This window comes from Bacillus cihuensis, assembly GCF_000504145.1.
GTDB lineage: Bacteria > Bacillota > Bacilli > Bacillales > DSM-1321 > Peribacillus > Peribacillus huizhouensis.
In genome coordinates, this window is record NZ_KI632498.1 from 349,935 (window position 1) to 368,836 (window position 18,902).

General features: G+C 38.7%; 16 protein-coding genes and 1 pseudogene. 16 read left to right on the plus strand and 1 reads right to left on the minus strand.

Annotation, left to right across the window (positions count from 1 at the left end; translation table 11 throughout):
• The first annotated feature begins 508 nt into the window (after positions 1-508).
• The 3 genes from V179_RS0123525 to V179_RS0123535 are packed head-to-tail and all read left to right on the plus strand — an operon-like array spanning position 509 to position 3,086.
• Complete coding sequence (locus V179_RS0123525; protein WP_028393639.1) at positions 509-1,252, plus strand: metal ABC transporter ATP-binding protein; 744 nt, start codon at positions 509-511, stop codon at positions 1,250-1,252.
• Positions 1,252-2,124: a metal ABC transporter permease gene (locus tag V179_RS0123530; RefSeq protein WP_028393640.1), complete on the plus strand. Its 873-nt coding sequence runs from the start codon at positions 1,252-1,254 to the stop codon at positions 2,122-2,124. The genes V179_RS0123525 and V179_RS0123530 overlap by 1 nt, the downstream gene beginning before the upstream one ends.
• A gap of 35 nt (positions 2,125-2,159) precedes the next feature.
• Positions 2,160-3,086: a metal ABC transporter substrate-binding protein gene (locus V179_RS0123535; RefSeq protein WP_028393641.1), complete on the plus strand. Its 927-nt coding sequence runs from the start codon at positions 2,160-2,162 to the stop codon at positions 3,084-3,086.
• A gap of 83 nt (positions 3,087-3,169) precedes the next feature.
• Here the strand turns inward: V179_RS0123535 and V179_RS0123540 are convergent, their stop codons facing one another.
• Positions 3,170-4,180 carry a YpdA family putative bacillithiol disulfide reductase gene (locus V179_RS0123540; RefSeq protein WP_051405110.1) on the minus strand — a complete coding sequence of 337 codons (1,011 nt, stop codon included), beginning with the start codon at positions 4,178-4,180 and terminating at the stop codon, positions 3,170-3,172.
• A 571-nt stretch (positions 4,181-4,751) separates the two neighbouring features.
• Between V179_RS0123540 and V179_RS0123545 the strand changes: the two genes are divergently transcribed.
• The 13 genes and pseudogenes from V179_RS0123545 to V179_RS0123600 all read left to right on the plus strand — a co-directional run bounded on the left by V179_RS0123545 (position 4,752) and on the right by V179_RS0123600 (position 18,745).
• On the plus strand, positions 4,752-5,720 hold the full coding sequence (locus tag V179_RS0123545; RefSeq protein ID WP_028393643.1) for an ABC transporter permease: 969 nt from the start codon (positions 4,752-4,754) through the stop codon (positions 5,718-5,720).
• Positions 5,717-6,550, plus strand: coding sequence for an ABC transporter permease (locus V179_RS0123550; RefSeq protein WP_028393644.1), 834 nt, complete (start codon positions 5,717-5,719; stop codon positions 6,548-6,550). Before V179_RS0123545 ends, V179_RS0123550 begins: the two co-directional genes overlap by 4 nt.
• Positions 6,547-7,269 (plus strand): annotated as a pseudogene (locus V179_RS32575) (ATP-binding cassette domain-containing protein); the annotation flags it as partial. The gene V179_RS0123550 and the pseudogene V179_RS32575, both read left to right, overlap by 4 nt.
• A complete protein-coding gene (locus V179_RS32580; RefSeq protein ID WP_407637274.1) occupies positions 7,264-8,172 on the plus strand; it encodes an ABC transporter ATP-binding protein in 909 nt (302 codons plus the stop codon). The pseudogene V179_RS32575 and the gene V179_RS32580, both read left to right, overlap by 6 nt.
• Positions 8,153-9,742, plus strand: coding sequence for an ABC transporter substrate-binding protein (locus V179_RS0123560; protein WP_028393645.1), 1,590 nt, complete (start codon positions 8,153-8,155; stop codon positions 9,740-9,742). The genes V179_RS32580 and V179_RS0123560 overlap by 20 nt, the downstream gene beginning before the upstream one ends.
• A 12-nt stretch (positions 9,743-9,754) precedes the next feature.
• The gene (gene nikR / locus V179_RS0123565) at positions 9,755-10,174 is read left to right on the plus strand and encodes a nickel-responsive transcriptional regulator NikR (RefSeq protein WP_028393646.1); all 420 of its coding nucleotides are present in this window, start codon (positions 9,755-9,757) and stop codon (positions 10,172-10,174) included.
• Positions 10,175-10,629: 455 nt separating this feature from the next.
• On the plus strand, positions 10,630-11,649 hold the full coding sequence (locus tag V179_RS0123570) for a HoxN/HupN/NixA family nickel/cobalt transporter (RefSeq protein WP_034302365.1): 1,020 nt from the start codon (positions 10,630-10,632) through the stop codon (positions 11,647-11,649).
• Positions 11,650-12,536: 887 nt separating this feature from the next.
• Positions 12,537-13,100, plus strand: a complete 564-nt coding sequence (locus tag V179_RS0123575) for a DeoR family transcriptional regulator (protein WP_028393648.1) — start codon at positions 12,537-12,539, stop codon at positions 13,098-13,100.
• Between the two features lies 1 nt (position 13,101).
• On the plus strand, positions 13,102-14,685 hold the full coding sequence (locus tag V179_RS0123580; protein ID WP_028393649.1) for a copper resistance CopC/CopD family protein: 1,584 nt from the start codon (positions 13,102-13,104) through the stop codon (positions 14,683-14,685).
• Between the two features lie 30 nt (positions 14,686-14,715).
• Complete coding sequence (locus V179_RS0123585; protein ID WP_028393650.1) at positions 14,716-15,372, plus strand: YcnI family copper-binding membrane protein; 657 nt, start codon at positions 14,716-14,718, stop codon at positions 15,370-15,372.
• 323 nt (positions 15,373-15,695) lie between these two features.
• Positions 15,696-16,031 carry a metal-sensitive transcriptional regulator gene (locus V179_RS0123590; RefSeq protein ID WP_051405122.1) on the plus strand — a complete coding sequence of 112 codons (336 nt, stop codon included), beginning with the start codon at positions 15,696-15,698 and terminating at the stop codon, positions 16,029-16,031.
• A 15-nt stretch (positions 16,032-16,046) separates the two neighbouring features.
• Positions 16,047-16,253 carry a copper chaperone CopZ gene (copZ, locus tag V179_RS0123595; RefSeq protein WP_028393652.1) on the plus strand — a complete coding sequence of 69 codons (207 nt, stop codon included), beginning with the start codon at positions 16,047-16,049 and terminating at the stop codon, positions 16,251-16,253.
• 80 nt (positions 16,254-16,333) lie between these two features.
• Positions 16,334-18,745: a heavy metal translocating P-type ATPase gene (locus V179_RS0123600; protein ID WP_028393653.1), complete on the plus strand. Its 2,412-nt coding sequence runs from the start codon at positions 16,334-16,336 to the stop codon at positions 18,743-18,745.
• Positions 18,746-18,902: the final 157 nt, after the last annotated feature.

The following is an 18,902-nucleotide window of genomic DNA, read 5'->3' on the forward strand; positions in this document are numbered from 1 at the left end:
TATGAATTCTTTTAGACCTTGAGTGGCTATCTCTTATCAATTTAGTGAATAAAGAACTCCCTTTTTTTGGAAGTATCCGTTTTTATAATGTGAACTAAACAATCCCTATTAATTTATCTAAAAAATAATCTAATCCCCTTCAAGCTGAACGAGGTTAGAACAATATGGTGATTAATTAAAATTATCAAAATTATTGTTTACAAAATGACTAGAGCATAATAAGATATTAAATATAAAAGTTTACTCGGTGCAACAAATTTGTCGGTGTGTTAAATATTTAAGCTCGGTCTAAAAACATAACTCTAACTATAATCTATGACATTAGGAAAGACCTTGTATCCTGCATTAACAGGTAGTAAGCCCCCTACTTTAAGACTTAGAAGAATCGAAGAAGCGTAGGTGAGGCTAACTGCCCGTAAAAGCCCGATTGGGTCAGCTAAAGAAGAAAGCCTTCACTGATTGAAGTTTCATTTAATAGAACATTATGAAGTAAGGAGTTGTCTAAAAAATGACGTATGCAATGTCTGTTCAAAATTTATTTGTTTCTTATCATGGCAATGAAGCTTTACGTAATATAAATTTCAACATTGAAAAAGGGAATTTGGTAGGTATTATTGGACCAAATGGAGCAGGGAAGTCTACACTCCTTAAATCTTTACTTGAACTGATTCCAAAAGATCAAGGTACAGTTGAAGTGTTTGGTAAATCAATCAATGAAATGCGTAAAAAAATTGCTTACGTTCCACAACGGAGTGATATGGATTGGACCTTCCCCATATCAGTGATTGATACAGTTCTTCTCGGAACTTATCCAAGTTTAGGCGTATTTCGCCGACCGAAAAAGAAACATAGAGAATGGTCCTACCACTGTTTAGAAAAGGTCGGAATGGAGAAATTTAGTCAGCGGCAAATTGGAGAGCTCTCCGGTGGACAGCAGCAGCGTGTTTTCCTTGCGAGAGCGCTAGCGCAGAAAGCAGATTTATTTTGCTTAGATGAGCCATTCGTTGGGATTGATATTACAAGTGAGGAAACGATCGTGAGAATTCTAAAAGAGTTACGTGACGAGGGAAAGTCCGTGTTTGTTGTTCATCATGATTTGAGTAAAGCAAATACTTATTTTGATGAACTTATATTATTAAATAAGGAGCTTATTGATGTAGGCCCTGTTAGTGAGGTATTTCGTCCTGAAATTATGATGAAAGCTTACGAATCACAACTTACATTTATGAAACAAAATGAGGTGACCGTCTAATGGAGTTTATCCATGCATTATTGGAATATACGTTTTTACAAAAGGCCTTATTAACCTCGGTAATGGTCGGGATTATATGTGGTGTGATTGGCTGCTTTATCATTCTAAGGGGAATGGCATTGATGGGAGATGCTATATCACATGCAGTGTTACCAGGGGTAGCCATATCCTACATGCTGGGTATAAACTTTTTCTTCGGAGCAGTGTTAACCGGGGTCCTAACTGCCGTTGGAATAGGATATGTTAGTCAAAATAGCCGGATCAAAAATGATGCTGCCATTGGGATTATTTTCACGGCATTTTTTGCCATTGGGATTATTCTTATTTCATTAGTCAAAAGCTCAACTGATCTATACCATATATTATTTGGCAATGTGCTGGCCGTCCGTACTTCAGATATGTGGATCACATTAGTTATTGGGATTATTATTCTCGCAGCAGTCTATTTCTTCTATAAAGAATTGCTTGTCAGTTCTTTCGATCCAACCATGTCAGCGGCATATGGATTACCTAATCGTTTAATTCACTACTTCTTAATGACATTATTAACGATGGTAACGGTCGCTTCGTTACAAACTGTTGGTGTCATTCTCGTTGTTGCAATGTTAATTACACCTGCTGCAACAGCCTATCTACTGACCAATCGTTTATCGGTCATGATTTTCATGTCTGCAGCATTTGGCGCAATATCAGCAATTTTCGGTTTGTTTTTAAGTCTTATTTACAATGTAGCCTCTGGAGCGGCAATCGTCTTGGTAAGCGCGTTTCTCTTTACTTTGGCATTTTTATTCTCACCTAAACAAGGTGTGCTTTTTAGAACAATTAGAGCAAGAAAGGTGAAATCTGCACTACGAGATAAGTCATACTCTTAAAGGATCATAAAAAGTTAAAAAAGGAGGGGAACGCAATGAAAAAAATCGGGTTATTATTTTTAGTTGCACTATTTGTAATCAGTGGATGCTCACCTAAAGCGAACACATCCACAAAAGAGAAGGATGATAAATTAAAAGTAGTCACCACTTACTCCATTCTTTACGATATTGTAAAAAATGTCGGTGGTGATAAAATTGACATTTACAGCATTGTACCTGTTGGAACGGATCCGCATGAGTATGATCCATTGCCAAGAGATCTTCAAAAAACAGCGGACGCTGACATCGTATTTCAGAATGGATTGAACTTAGAAACCGGAAACGGATGGTTTGATCGAATGCTTGAAACAACAGGAAAAAGCGGTAAAGATGCACCTGTATATGTATTAAGCAAGGGAGTTGAACCTAAATATTTAACTTCTAAAGGAAAAGAAACAGAACAAGATCCACATGCTTGGTTAAATATAGAAAATGGCATTAAATACGCAAAAAACGCGCGTGATGTGTTAATCGAGAAAGATCCTACGAATAAAGAAACTTATCAAAAAAATGCTGAAAAGTACATGAATGAGTTACAAAAGCTACATGACGATGCAGTTAATCGATTTGCCGATATTCCAGAACAGCGCCGCGTATTAGTCACCAGTGAAGGGGCGTTCAAGTATTTTTCAGCTGCTTATGGACTTGACGCTCAATATATTTGGGAAATTAATACGGAAAACCAAGGAACGCCAGATCAAATGAAACGGATCGTTGATATTGTGAAGGAGAAGAAAGTTCCTGCATTATTCGTAGAAACAAGTGTGGATCCGAGAAGCATGGAAAGTCTTTCAGGTGAAACCGGAGTTAAGATTAAAGGCAAAGTATTTACAGATTCAACAGGAAAACCAGGTCATGATGGCGATAGTTATCTTAAAATGATGAAATGGAATTTAGAGATGATTCATAGTGGATTACAATAAGAAAATCGCATTCACGAAAAAACTCCTCCTATGTGGCAGAATTTAGCACCTGGGGGAGTTTTCTTCGCTAAGTAGATAATAAATCAGCTGCTTTTCAATGCTTGTCTGTTACGACGTTGTTCAATTTCAGCTGCAATTTTCAATCCATGGAATCGTCCATCTTCAATATAAACACGATTGGTAATGCCACCTGTTACAACACCCGCAAGAAAAACATTTGTAACGTTTGTTTCATAAGTGTCTGGATTAAAGGTAGGTACTAATGTCTGAGAATCAATTGTAATCCCCATGTTTTGAAGCATTGTTGTATCTGGTTGATAGCCAATCAGTGAAAATACATAGTCATTTGGAATTGTGACTGGACCATCTGGAGTTTGTATGCAAGCGGTTGTTTCATTGATCTCCTCAACACTGGAATTAGGATAAAATTTTATTTTTTCCTTTTCGACAAAATTTCGGATATCCAACAGTAAAGATGGTTTAATTCCTTTATAAACAGTGTCCCCACGATGGACAAGTGTGACACGCGCCCCGTTTCGATACAGGTCAATCGCTGCTTCAACAGCGGAGTTCTTCCCGCCAACTACGGTTACGTCTTGGCCGTGGAAGGAATGTCCTTCTTTGTAATAGTGCATAACTTTATCGAGGTTTTCCCCTTCAACACCGATTCTTTTCGGATGATCAAAGATTCCGGTGGCGATGACGATCATTCGTGTCTGATAGGAACTATTTGTACCCTTTCGATCAACGGTATATACAGTATAAGAATCTTCATCTTTTGTAACATGTTCAACTTTTTGATGGCATTTAATATTGATAGCTTGTCGTTCTGTAACGAGTCGATAATATTTTAACAACTCTGTTCGTGTCGGTCGTACTTCTTGAGATAAGAATGGGATGTTTCCTATTTCCAAACGATTTGAAGTACTGTAGAAGCGCATATCCAATGGACAATTAACAATGGAATTCACAATCGCTTCTTTTTCAATAATGACATAACTGATCCTTTTTTCTTGTAAAGCAAGGCCAGTAGCTAAGCCGCATGGCCCGCCGCCGATAATGACAACATCATACATGTTCTGATAATCCTCCATTTATAATTTCTCCTAATTACTCCATTTTTACCCATGTAGAGGCTAAAGATACTTTCCCTGGGTCTTTTTTCGCAATAATCAATTGTGTTCATACGAAGATACTTGAAAAGTACTACTATTATTTGAGAATAAATAATATGTTGTACTGTCATAATTAAAGAATCCAATTTCCGCGTTCTGTTGCTTGATTTAATAATTTGAAAAATTTGTAACACTAGAATTAGCAATGATTTGATTTTTTAAGTTATATCCACTCCGATCAGATGATATTGTGAATTTTTTATAAAATGGACTGTCATAAAACTTGCATAATCGGTGTAAGGATAATAATATAAGCATTGATGTTTGTAAAATCCCATTCAATATGAATATCCGTGTTACAGATTGGGATAATCGTGTCACATGTATGATTACATAGGGGAATTTCTGAGAGAATAATTTGCCACTTAGGTACATTCGTGTTACGTATTTCAAAAAGTGTGTCACTTTTATGAGAATTTGGCAATGAATTTTATAAATGCAATACAAAGCAGTTCGTTCTTTGATTTGCATAAAGAAAAAAGGAGGGCATATGCTTAGATTTATTGTTTCAAGATTAAGTGAAGCGATTGTAGTACTTCTTATTGGAAGTATTCTCTGTTTTGCGTTTATTCGAATGCTGCCGGGTAGTCCTGCAGCAGCCATGTATGGTGATCAGCTTCAAAAAATGAGCAAGGCTGACCAGATCCGTATTGCTGAAAATCTAGGTTTGGATGAACCTATTTATACTCAGTATGCTAAGTGGTTCATGGGTGTGCTACAAGGAGATTGGGGACGGTCATACAACACGGGTGAAGAAGTAAAAATGATGATCGCTCATGCGGTTGAACCGACCATTATCCTTATGTTAGCGGCTGGAGTTATCACGATCGTCTTGTCTCTTTTTTTAGGAGTTATCACCGGTCTCCGGCGTTATTCGTTTTTTGACCATGCTGTCACCGTTGCTTCTTTTATCTTCATGTCGCTTCCATCATTTTGGTTTGCTTTAATGCTCATGCTATTCTTCTCCGTATATTTAGGAGTATTGCCAACATCTGGGATGGGACAAGGAGGAATAGGAGATTGGTTGAAACATCTTATTATGCCTGCTTTTATTCTGGGCTTGTCCCATATTGGTTATTATATCCGTATATTGCGCAACCACATCGCTGTCACACAGGAAAAAGAGTTTGTTTGGGCTCTTCAGGCACGCGGTATTTCTAAGAGAACGATTCTTTGGAAACATATCTTTCCAAATGCTTCAATTCCCTATCTTTCCTTTATGGGGATGTCGCTTTCACTTTCATTAGCTGGTTCAGTTGTGGTAGAAACATTGTTTTCATGGCCAGGTCTTGGGAGACTTTCATTAAAAGCAGCGCTTGCACATGATTATCCGGTTTTATTGGCAGCCATTTTACTGAGTATGAGTATCGTCATTATTGGTAGTTTCATGGTGGATCTCATTTGTGCCTGGATTGATCCGAGACTGCGGCGGCATCTGTTGAAGGAGGAAGGCAGATGAGTGAAAAAAGAAAATGGCTTGTAAATGGTCTTCTGTGTTATCTCTTGTTCTTGCTTTTGGCGACAATATTGGCGCCTGTATTAACATCTTATGATCCACTTTCGATAGGATTAGCGAAAACTTTGCAACCGCCAAGTGCTGCTCATTTATTTGGAACGGATGAACTGGGCCGTGATGTATTGACACGATTGTTGTACGGGGGGCGGATATCACTTACTGTTGGAGCGGCGGCTATGATCATTGCAATTGTGATTGGCGCAGGATTCGGGGTTATCAGTGGATTTTTAGGCGGAGTGGCCGACCGAATCATGATGAGAATACTTGATGCCCTCCTAAGCATTCCGAGCATCCTGCTAATGATCGGTATTCAAGTATTTATCCCATCCAGTTTGCTTTCAGTTGTTGTTATTATCGGCATGACAAGTTGGATGCCGATCGCCCGTTTAATCCGAACAGAAATAATGTCGTTGAAAGGAGAAACTTTCATTCAAGCTTCAGTTGTGGTTGGAGCTTCATCAACTCAACTACTCACTCGACATTTACTGCCACAGTGCTTACCTACAATTATCGTGATGTCCATTAGCGGAGTGAGCCATGCCATTTTATCAGAGGCCACTTTAAGCTTTTTAGGGATTGGCATACCTCCCCACGAACCGTCATGGGGAAATATGTTAATGGGGGCGCAAAGTTATTTATTATCTGGGGCATGGTGGATTGCATTGTTTCCAGGCCTATTAATTACCTGTACGGTTCTAGCGGTTACTTTTTTAGGTGATGTACTGCAAGACCGATTTGCACTACCACAAATAAAGAAAGGAGGGAGAAAATGAAGGAATATCTATTAATAGTTGAGGACCTTTCTATACAGCTTCAGAATGATCATGAGGAACAGCAGCTTTTGGATCATGTTTCATTTGTTGTACCGGCAGGAGAAATTGTTGCCATTATTGGTGAAAGTGGTTCTGGAAAAAGTATCACTGCAAAAGCCATGCTTAATTTACTGCCAAAAGGAATGGCCATCTCTTCCGGTAAGATTGAATTTAATCATAAAAACGTGCTTACTATGAACAAAAAGCAAAGGCAATTATATCGCGGAACGCAAGTGGGATTTGTGTTTCAAGATACATCTGCTACCTTTGATGCCTTGCGAACCATTGGGCAGCATTTTTTGGAGCTATTCTCCACTCATACGGAACTTTCCAAGAAAGAAGTAAAAGAGCGGGCGATTCGATTATTGGAGGATATGCAGTTGCAAAACGCAGAAAATGTGTATGAATCGTATCCGTTTGAACTTTCAGGGGGGATGCGGCAGCGTGTTCAGCTTGCACTTGCTTTGGCACTTAATCCTCTGTTGCTGATTGCAGATGAACCGACAACAGCACTAGACTCACGTATTCAGGCGGAAGTCCTTCATCTAATCAAGGATTGGAGCACTCGCACAGGAGGCAGCGTTCTTTTTATCACACATGACCTCGGAGTGGTCGCGGAGATGGCAGATTACGTTGTTGTTTTGAAAAATGGAACGGTTGTCGAGACTGCCCCCGTGGTTACATTATTTGATCACCCCGTTCACGAGCACACGAAGCAATTGCTACACTATCACCGGGAACTTACAAATATACGTGAGCAGCTAAATCAAGCCGTTGGTGAGCCACTCGTCACAGTAGAAAATGTAGGTAAAGCTTATTTTAAAAAGAAATGGTTTCGCAAGCAATCTATACAAGCAGTGAGAGATGTCAGCTTTCACATTCAAAAAGGGGAGATTGTTGGGTTGATTGGTGAGAGTGGTAGTGGAAAAAGCACCCTTTCCCGCTTACTATTGCAATTAGAGCCTTATGAGCAGGGGAAGATCACCTGGCATGGCGACCCTCCATTTCGAAAAGGTGTGCAATGGGTACATCAGGATCCACTAGCATCATTTGATCCTCGCTGGAATGTAGAGAAAATTGTTGGAGAAGGCCTGGATTATTGGAAAGAGAAAAGTGACAACAAACAGAAGAAAGTTAAGGAAGTATTACAGAAGGTCGGTCTGCATGAAAAAATCTGTTCCGTGTATCCTTATGAGCTTTCAGGAGGAATGAAGCAGCGAGTTGCGATTGCAAGGGCACTTCTATTGGAGCCGGAGCTTCTCATTTTAGATGAGCCGTTTGCCAGTTTAGATATGAGTTCTCAAGCAAGAATGTTGTCACTTTTGCAGGAGATTAACAAAAAGGGAAAAACAGCCATTCTCTTTATTTCTCATGATATTCGCGCAGCAATGGCACTCTGCCATCGTATTCTCGTTATGGATGATGGAAGAATTGTTGAAGAGGCAAATGCAAATGAGCTAAGTTCTTCAATAAATTTCTATACAAATTGTTTATTATCGTCGATGCTCACTTTGCATCCTAGTGATCGAATACATGAAAAAAACAAATTGGGGGGAAAAGAATATGCAATTCAAAAAAACTAAAACGGTACTTATATCAACATTTGTCTCAAGTATGTTGTTACTTTCAGGATGTGTTGGGGACAAAGCTGGAGAGGAACCTGGAGATAAATCCCAAACAGCCAAACAGCTTGTCTATGGAATAGAGGCGGAAATCGAACAGGTAAATCCAGTACTAGATGAAGAAGAGCATAGCGAGCTTGATAGCTTAATCTTCCGGGGCCTTACTAAACCGACAGCAAATAATGAAATTGTTGCGGACTTGGCTACAGATTGGGAAATTTCACCTGACCAGTTGACTTACACATTTACGCTGCGTGATGATGCAAAATGGCAGGATGGAGAGCCTGTCACAGCCGAGGATGTGAAATTCACATTAGATAAAATCACCGATCCAAAGACAAATTCACCGATTTCAGGTGACTTCAATGAAATAAAGGCAGTTAATGTCCTTAAAGAAAATCAAGTACAAATTATCTTAAGTAATCCATTTCCGGCTTTGCTTGACAAGCTGAAGGTCGGCATTGTTCCAAAACATATTTTACAAGATGAAGATATTAACACAACGGATTTTAACCAGAATCCAGTTGGAAATGGACCGTTTAAATTGAAAGAGTGGAGCAATGATCATACAATTACAGTCGAGCGCAGCGACACCTATTATGGCGTGAAACCAAAGCTTGATGAAGTCGTTTTTAAACCGGTGCCGGACGCTAATACACGTGCATTACAATTAAAGACAGGAGAGATTGATCTTGCTCTTATGGAACCTAATCAACTTGCAAGTGTAAAAGCAGCAGATGACTTTACTGTTAAGACGATTTCAACAGCAGATTACCGGGCCGTCATGTACAATTTCCGCAATCCTTTATTCAAGGATGCAAGAATTCGTCAAGCGATGAATTTAGGAATTGACCGCGAAGCAATTGTAAATGGCATGTTAGCGGGAAAAGGAGAGCCAGCCTACGGTCCGCTACAAAAATCATGGGCTAATGCACCGCAAAAAGACATGTATTCTTATCAGCCCGAAAAAGCAAATACATTACTAGAAGATGCAGGTTGGAAAAAAGGGAGCGATGGTGTACGTGTTAAAGATGGCAAACGCTTGGAGTTTGAACTAGTTTCACCAATAAGTGATCCTGTCAGAGTGGCGCTTGCCAATGTTGTAGCAGAACAATTGAAGCCGCTCGGGGTTTCAGTCATCTTAAAGCCATTGGATTGGTCGGCGATTAAAATTGAAGAAGCGGATGCCTTTATGATTGGTTGGGGCAGTCCATTTGATCCCGATGATCACACATACCGCATTTTCCACAGCAGCCAAATTGGTGACGGTCTTTATAATTTGAATGCATACCAAAATGCAAAAGTAGATCAGCTATTAACAGATGCGCGGATTAATACGGATAAAGAGAAGCGAACAAAAATTTATGAGCAGTTCCAAAAGGAGTTAGCATTAGATCCCGCTTTTAACTTTCTTGTATATATAGATGCTTTATATGGTGTAAATAAACAAGTGAGTGGCATTACTACTCGTACATTAGGGCATCATGGATCTGGAGTTTTATGGAATATTGAAGAATGGGATAAACAATAGGGGGACGATGCAATGGAAGATTCAGCATTAAAAAGATTTGGAGTTTCCATGGAGGGGCATTTACTTCGAAAATTTGATCACTTAGTCCAACAGAAAGGGTACGAAAATCGTTCTGAAGCCGTCCGTGATCTTGTACGTGACGCCCTTATTCAACAGACATGGGAAGAGGAAGAACAAATTGTGGCGGGAAGCATCCTATTATTTTACAACCATCACCAAAGAAATCTGCTAGATGAACTTACAAAAGTCCAACATGATATGCACGATTTTATCTTGGCCACTACACACTTCCATTTGGATCACGCCAGTTGTCTTGAACTTATCGTAGTAAAGGGAAAAGCGAAAGACATTCAGCAGCTCAGTAATAAATTGACAAGTTTAAAAGGTGTCGGTTATGGAAAATTTACAGTGGCACCAGTTGAGCAAGTATAATGAATGAATTTTTTCCATGCTTAACAGGTATAATTGCTTCACCTTAATTTGAGAGACAGCGAACCTTGCCGATGTATAAGCAGAAGATTATCGACAATAGAAGATAACTATCCATCCGTGGGAAATGATTAAATCACGGATGGAGGTTGCATTTGATTGTAATAATGAATATGAAAATTGGGATCACCCGGTTATAGAAAGTAAATTTTTAAAAATGGGATATAGGAAGAATTATACAATTGATTTTTAGAAGAAGTATGATGAGAAACGGACAAAATATTCTAAAGGAGACAAGTGAGAGAGACTGTATATTGCGGTATGTTAATCGATTGTTTATGTACTCATGATAACTATACGAAAACGGTATTTCGTTTATTATGTAGTTTGCTATTGATCCTTATTTCTGTAATTGGAATTCGAAAGTACATTATGCAAGGAAGGGAGTCGTTGATGAATTGAAGGGGAGAGACTGGAAAGACTTTATATGGAATCGGTATATTTTAGGTGTTTTAGTAATCCATGTCTTAGGAATCATAGCATTATTTACAGCCGTACCTACTCATCCTACGTTTATTGGCTTGGGGATCGCAGCGTATGTGTTTGGTATTCGTCATGCATTTGATATAGATCATATTGCTGCAGTTGACAACACCATTCGTAAATTAGTTGCACAAAAGAAAGATTCAAGAGGAGTCGGATTCTTCTTCTCATTAGGACATTCAACAGTCGTCTTTTTATTAGCTGTAATAACAGCTGTATCTGTTAAGTTTGTTGCTAAATACATGTCTAGCATGCAAGAAATAGGTGGCATTATCGGTGTTACAGTATCTGGCGTTTTTTTAGTATTTTTAGCGATATTAAATTTAATGTTATTTATTCAACTATGGAAAATTTTCCGCCGGTTGAAAGAAGAAAAAGTATCTGAATCAGAACTAGAGAAAATGTTTGAGGCGAAAGGTTTTTTTACACGTTATTTAAAGCCATTATTTAAAGTGGTGACAAAAAGCTGGCATATATATCCGATTGGGTTCTTATTTGGTTTAGGATTCGATACAGCAACAGAAATTTCATTATTGACGATGTCAGCTGGTGCAGCAAAAAGTAACTTACCTGTGCTCGGGATTATTTCACTTCCATTATTATTTGCAGCTGGTATGAGTTTATTTGATACGTTAGATGGCATAATGATGACGAAAAGTTATGCCTGGGCACATAATAAACCAGTTCGAAAAGTTTACTACAATTTAACAGTAACGGCGATTTCAGTTGTTGCGGCACTAGTGGTAGGGATTGTTGAACTTGCACAAATTACAACAGAAAAACTGCATTTATCAGGTGGATTGTGGAATGATATTTCAGCAATCGATTTTGGGAATTTAGGCTATTTTTTAGTGGCCGCCTTTTTAATTATTTGGGGTGTATCCGTATTTATCTGGAAATATTACAAGATCGAAGAGCGTTATACACTTAAATAATTCTTTATTGTAACTGAATGCCTGATTTTTCGCTCTGGGTGGCACGAGTCTAAACAGGAAAAAAGACGATTTTCCCTTAGGTAAAGGTAAAATGGTCTTTTTGTAGTGTTTATCCCGCATTAACGAGCAGTAAGCCCCCCACCTCAAGGTTTAGAAGAATCGGAGAAGTGTAGGTGGGAGTCAACTGGCCAATCTAGTTGCGGCTCCTAGCTTACTTAAGATCATAAGCTGTAATACTCTGTGGCAAACTACGCCACGCCGTATTCCATCTTATGCTTGTGGACTATCAGAGGATGTGTTGGCGTCTCTGTTGCTCACAGGACGTGAGCGATCTTAGGAGACGTTCCTACATTAGTCGCCTCGCTTTTTGAAGTAAATGCCCGATTGGTGAGATACAGTGAAACTTACCTTTGTAGTCTTCAAAGGTAAAGTTTGCGTCCATAGGATGTGGGTCACACAGACGAAAGACTAAAGGACGTGGCGTACTTAGTCTGTGATTCATTGAACCTTAGTTCGTACTGTCGATTGATTGAAGGGAAAGCGAAGATCTTAGCGACAGTCGAACGGGACTAACAATCAGTGGAACACTGATTGAAGTTTTACTTTATTTTATGTTGTGGGCACTTGAAAAAATGAACCGAGTCTGACCCATAAGGATTGAATTAGACCCTTTTTAAGACAACTTCATCTGATGAACCCAGCAGTGATGGTTCTTTAATGCGAGTAAGACATATAATTGTCATAAAAATAAGGTTTTCCTGATTGTTGAGTGTAATTCATATATGTATACTGGAAATATAAATGTTAGAGTTTGTTAATAATTGTTATGGTTTGTTTTAATTTGTATGTCAGAAGTAATAAGATAAAGGGAAGGGGGAAGTAATAGATTGTTAGCGAGTGAGAGGCAGAAACAGATTAAAGAACTTGTCGTAAGTCGCAAAACTCTAAAGATATCTGAGTTAAGCAAAAAGTTTAAGGTTTCAGATATGACCATCCATAGAGATATAAAAGCAATGGTTGAGTCAGGATTTGTTGTAAAAACATTCGGTGGCATCAGTTTGGCTAATCAAGCTACAAACGTATCGAATCGAAATGAATGTGTGGTTTGTTATAAAAGTATTAGTTTTCGACTCTCTTGTCGATTAATTTTAACAGAAAATAGAGTAGAAACCACGTGTTGTATGCATTGTAGCTTCATACGTAACCAAATGCTTGATCATGAGGTTCTTGAGATATTGTGTGACGATTTTTTTACAAGTACAACGATAAGTGCTAGGAACGCTTACTTTGTAATGGATACAATTCTTGATTTAGGTTGTTGCCAACCGCAACTTCTTCCCTTTAACCAAAAAGAACATGCAAAAAGATTTGTAAGAGGATTTGGCGGTACCGTTGTAACATTTTCGGAAGTGATGGAAATACAATGGGAAAAAAGTAAAGGTTGCTGTTAGTATGAATAAGACTTTGCTAAGAAATATTTTAATAGTAAGTTTGCTATTTTTTATCTTTGCGGTTCCACAAGGAGTTTTTGCTCATGCATTGCTAGAAAAAGCTACTCCCGCTGCAGATAGTCATTTAAAGTCTTCGCCCAAAGAAATTGTTCTTATGTTTAATGAAAGACTTGAAAAAGAACTTTATTCGATAAAGGTGTTTAATGAGGATGGCGATCTAGTTAGCAAAAGTAGAACAGAGATTGGTAAAGATCAAAAATACATAAAACAAAATTTGCCGCCTCTGCCTAACGGGAACTACGCCATATCATATAGTGTATTATCAGCAGATGGTCATCCAGTAAAAGGTTCCTATGTCATTTCAATAGGTGAGGGAACGGTTCTAAAAAGCAATATGAACCAACTTGATTTAGATAAAGCCGGTAACGAATCTGCTCTGTATAGCATCTATAATTCTATAGTAAGGGTTCTTTATTATATTGTATTGCTCCTTGCTACTGGTTGGATTATATGGGGCACTTTTAAAAAAATAGACATTCCAGAAATAAAGACCAGTTATCGACAGTGGGCTATCTATTTGCAAATTATGCTTTTGACTACAACCATTGGCATGGGTTTTATGCAATTTATAGAACTGCTAGATAGTTGGACGCCAAGTGAAATTTGGTCCGTATTAACCGGTACGACAATAGGGATATCTTGGTTTCTTTCCATGTTACTATCTCTCTCTGGTTTTATACTATTACTCCGTTTTAACTGGTTGGATAGATTGTGGGTATTAATGATTCTTGCAGTAAAGAGTATGAATGGACATGCCATGGCATTTGATCCACCGATTCGTACAATTTCGATAGATATCATCCATTTACTCGCAGCTGCGATATGGGCAGGGGGGCTATTTTATATTCTTGTCTTTTGGAACAAGCAACGAGAGCGTGTTTTCCGCTTTTTACCAATATTCTCTCAAGTAGCTTTAATAAGTATCCTTGTTCTATTCGTCACAGGAATTGCTTCAACCTTGATCTTTTTACCCCAAGTTCATTATCTGCTCTATACTACATGGGGGATTATGCTTTTAATCAAAGTCGCCTTAGTCTTGTTAGTCATTGTAACGGGCGTTATTTTACGATATACCATGAAAAAGGCTCAGGAAAATGCAATTGGAAAATTGTTGAAAATTGATTTCAGCCTGATGATCATCATTTTAATCATAGTGGGGATCTTCACTCACTTAAGTCCAATGCCAGAAAACAAACCACTAGTGTGGCACGAAAAAGAAAAGAATATCGAATTCACGACAACAATCACACCAAAGGTACCTGGTACGAATCATTTTATGGTTGAAGCAAGCTCTAATGAAGAGGGTGTAACAATTAAACGGGTTGAGCTATTTTTAAAATACCAAGACAATCCTGATGTCGCTCCGATTCAAGTACCATTTTCGGGGATAAAACAATCAATGGATGTTCAATACATGGTTGATGGTCAATATCTACCGTTTGCTGGGAATTGGCTCGTGGAGACGCGAATATTAGATTCAGAGGATAATGAGCATGTTTTCAGTCAGGATTTTATTGTGTACTAAAAGCTAATAAGAAGATTGGAGGAATGTATGATGAAAAAATTATTAACATTCACGATAGTAATGATTGTTGCATTTTCTTTATTTGCCGGTATGGCAAGCGCACATGTTACTGTTCAGCCAAAGGAAACTGCACAAGGGCAATATGAAGTGTTTACAGTTCGAGTTCCGTCTGAAAGCGAAGAGGTTCCAACAACTAAAATTGAAGTGAAATTCCCACAAGAGGTAAACATCACTCGTTTTGAACCAAAAGCAGGCTGGAAATATGAAGTTCAAAAAGATGAGTCTGATAAAATTACGAGTGTTACATGGACAGCAGAAGGAGAAGGCTTATTACCAACTGACTTCGGACAGTTTAATATGCAAGGAAAAGTAGCCGATGACGCGACAGAAATCGTTTGGAAAGCATATCAAACGTATAAAGATGGCAGTGTAGTTGAATGGATTGGAGCGCCGGATGCCCAATATCCTGCTTCTGTAACTGTAGTAAATCCGGGTGATGGATCTGGCCATGATCATGGACATGGAGAAGGATCAACGGATGCTACTAATAATGACCATGGAGCTAAAGAACAGGTGTCTGAAGAAACAACAACGTCAAGTTCAAGCAATGCGCCATTATATCTTTCTATTGCCGCTTTAATTGTAGGATTGTTATCATTGGGTCTTTCTTTTAAAAAAAGAAGCTAAAATGAAGAGTGTTTCTTAAGGGTCAGATCTCGCACACTAAATCAGTATGTCGTGTCATACACGTATCTTCTACTGTATTTAGTTGTTGCGGGGTGTGACCCTTTGTATTTAGGACCACCTCTTTTTAATTGACTAGTGCCTAAAACATGTAGGATCAATAATTTAGCGTAAATTTCTTGATTCATTTTGAATATATTAGTTTAAACAGGAAATCCTGTAAGTATTAAATAGTGTTTGCGTAAGTTACGAATCATTCAACTTTACATAGGGTAGGGGGGTATGGTATTATTTATTTTGAGGATGGTGAGAATATGGAAACTGAAATGAAGGAACATACTCATTCTAGTAACGATACATGCAGTGAAGACTCTCCCCATGTACGAAAGGGTCATCAATCTGAACTAGTCAAAAAGAATCTATCAACTCGATTAAATCGTATCGAAGGACAAATTCGCGGCATTAAAGGTCTGATTGAGAAAGATACTTATTGTGATGACGTTATCACACAGATTGCTGCTACTCAAAGCGCGCTTAATAGCGTAGCCAAGATTTTATTAGAAGGCCATCTGAAGAATTGTGTCGTAGACCGACTTAATGAGGGAGATACAGAAGTGATTGATGAAGTATTAGTGACGATCCATAAATTAATGAAAAAATAAAGGAGAATTGAATAGATGGAAAAGATAACATTGAATGTGAGCGGAATGTCATGCGGGCATTGTGTAAATGCCATTGAGGGCAATGTTGCAAAGCTAGCTGGTGTGAATGAAGTGAAAGTTCACCTAGAGACCGGAAAAGTGGATGTTGCTTTTGATCATGATATAATTACACTTGAAAAAATTAAGGATACGATTGATGATCAAGGCTATGATGTTAAATAAGTAGTTAGGGTGCTTATGAAGCACTCCCTTTTTTACAAAAAAATATACCCCTATGCGGTATATTGGAGAGGTGAAATAAAATGAGCAGCCAAATAAAAGAAACGAGTTTGCAAATTAGTGGCATGACGTGTGCGGCATGTGCAACAAGAATTGAAAAAGGGTTAAAAAAAATGGCTGGGGTAGAAGAGGCAAATGTAAATTTAGCACTTGAAAAATCTATAATTACCTATCATCCAGATATGGTAGATGATCAAGATTTTGAAAAGAAAATCCAGGACCTAGGCTATGAGGTTGTTAAAGAGAAAACAGAGTTTGCTATTAAAGGAATGACTTGCGCAGCATGTGCAACGAGAATTGAAAAAGGACTTAATAAAATGAACGGCGTTTCTATGGCAAATGTAAATTTGGCACTTGAACAGGCAACGGTTGAATATGAACCTTCCCAAGCTTCTCCTGCTGATATTATTCATCAAGTAGAAAAATTGGGATACAAGGCGATTATTAAAGCTGAGGAAAAGGACATGATTGATTACCGCCAAAAGGAGATCCAAAAGCAAAAGCGGAAATTTATCATCGCAGCCATTTTATCTTTCCCATTATTGTGGAGCATGGTGGGGCATTTTTCATTTACATCGTTTATTTATATGCCACCAATTCTCATGAATCCATGGCTGCAAATGATATTCGCGACACCCGTCCAATTTATCATTGGTAAACAGTTTTATATGAGTGCTTATAAAGCATTAAGAAATAAAAGTGCTAACATGGACGTACTCGTCGTAATGGGGACATCTGCTGCTTATTTTTACAGTGTTTATCAATCGATTATCAACATTGGCGAACATCATGCAGCACAATTGTACTTTGAAACAAGTTCCGTATTGATTACGCTCATTATCTTAGGGAAACTTTTCGAGGCGAGAGCAAAAGGACGTTCCTCTGAAGCGATAAAAAAATTAATGGGTCTGCAAGCAAAAACGGCCCTGGTCTTTAGGGATGGTGTTGAGCATGAGATTCCACTTGAGGAAGTGGTCGTTCTCGATACGCTTTTGGTGAAGCCGGGAGAAAAAATTCCAGTAGACGGAGAGGTTATTGAAGGAAACGCGGCTGTTGATGAATCCATGTTAACAGGAGAAAGTATTCCTGTAGATAAAAACATTGGAGATGCTCTATTTGGCTCTACTCTTAATAAAAATGGTTTTCTAAAAATGAAAGCCACCAAAATTGGTAAAGACACCGCTCTGTCGCAAATTATTAAAGTTGTGGAAGATGCACAAGGCAAAAAAGCACCGATACAACGTCTCGCTGATCAAATCTCAGGCATATTTGTCCCGATTGTCGTTGGAATTGCCCTCGTCACCTTTCTTGTTTGGATAATCTGGGTCAATCCCGGAGCGTTTGCCTCTGCTCTTGAAGCAATGATTGCAGTGCTTGTAATTGCTTGCCCATGTGCTTTAGGGCTTGCAACTCCTACCTCTATCATGGCTGGATCAGGACGTTCGGCGGAGTTTGGGATCTTATTTAAAGGTGGCGAACATCTTGAAACGACTCATCATATTGATACGGTTATTTTAGATAAAACAGGAACGGTCACAAATGGTAATCCAGAGTTAACGGATGTCATCGTAGAACCTTTTGTCAATGAGCAACAATTTCTTTCATTAATTGGAGCAGCTGAAAAACAATCTGAGCATCCACTTGCAGAGTCGATTGTCCGAGGAATTCAAGCAAAAGAGATTCCGCTCGGATCGGTTCAAGAGTTTGAAGCCATTCCAGGTTTCGGTGTAAAAGCTACGGTTGATCAGAAAATGGTACTAATAGGTACGCGCAAACTGATGAAACAGAATAGTGTGAAGTTTTCAAACGCATTATCGATCATGGAAGAGTTGGAAGGACAAGGGAAAACTGTGATGCTCGCTAGTATTGATGGACACCTTGCAGGTGTTATTGCAGTTGCTGACACGATAAAAGCCACTTCTCAAAAAGCGATAAAACGATTAAAAGCGATGAATATTGATGTCATCATGTTAACGGGTGATAACGAAAGAACAGCTGCGGCTATTGGCAGTCAGGTAGGTATTGAACAAGTCATTGCTGAGGTACTTCCTGAAGGAAAAGCGGAAGAGGTGAAGAAACTTCAAGCGGCTGGCAGGAAAGTGGCCATGGTTGGCGATGGAATTAATGATGCCCCTGCTCTTGCTCTTGCTGATATTGGCATGGCAATTGGAACTGGAACGGATATCGCGATGGAAGCTGCGGATATTACGCTTATCCGTGGAGATTTGAACAGCATAGCTGATGCCATCTTAATGAGCAAAAAAACGATGAGAAATATTAAACAAAACTTGTTCTGGGCATTTGCTTATAACATATTAGGCATTCCGATTGCAGCTATTGGTCTGCTGGCCCCATGGTTAGCAGGTGCTGCGATGGCCTTTAGTTCAGTATCGGTCGTATTAAACGCACTTCGTTTACAGAGAGTAAAGCTTTAATGTTAGTGAGTGGAATTGAATTTAATTGTCAAATTTGAAAAGAGCAGATACCAAGCTGAATGTTGGTATCTGCTCTTTGTGTGAAGGACATGGGGACTTCACGTACTTAATCATATAGCCAATCTACTTACAGGTATATTTATTTTATCGAGAACGC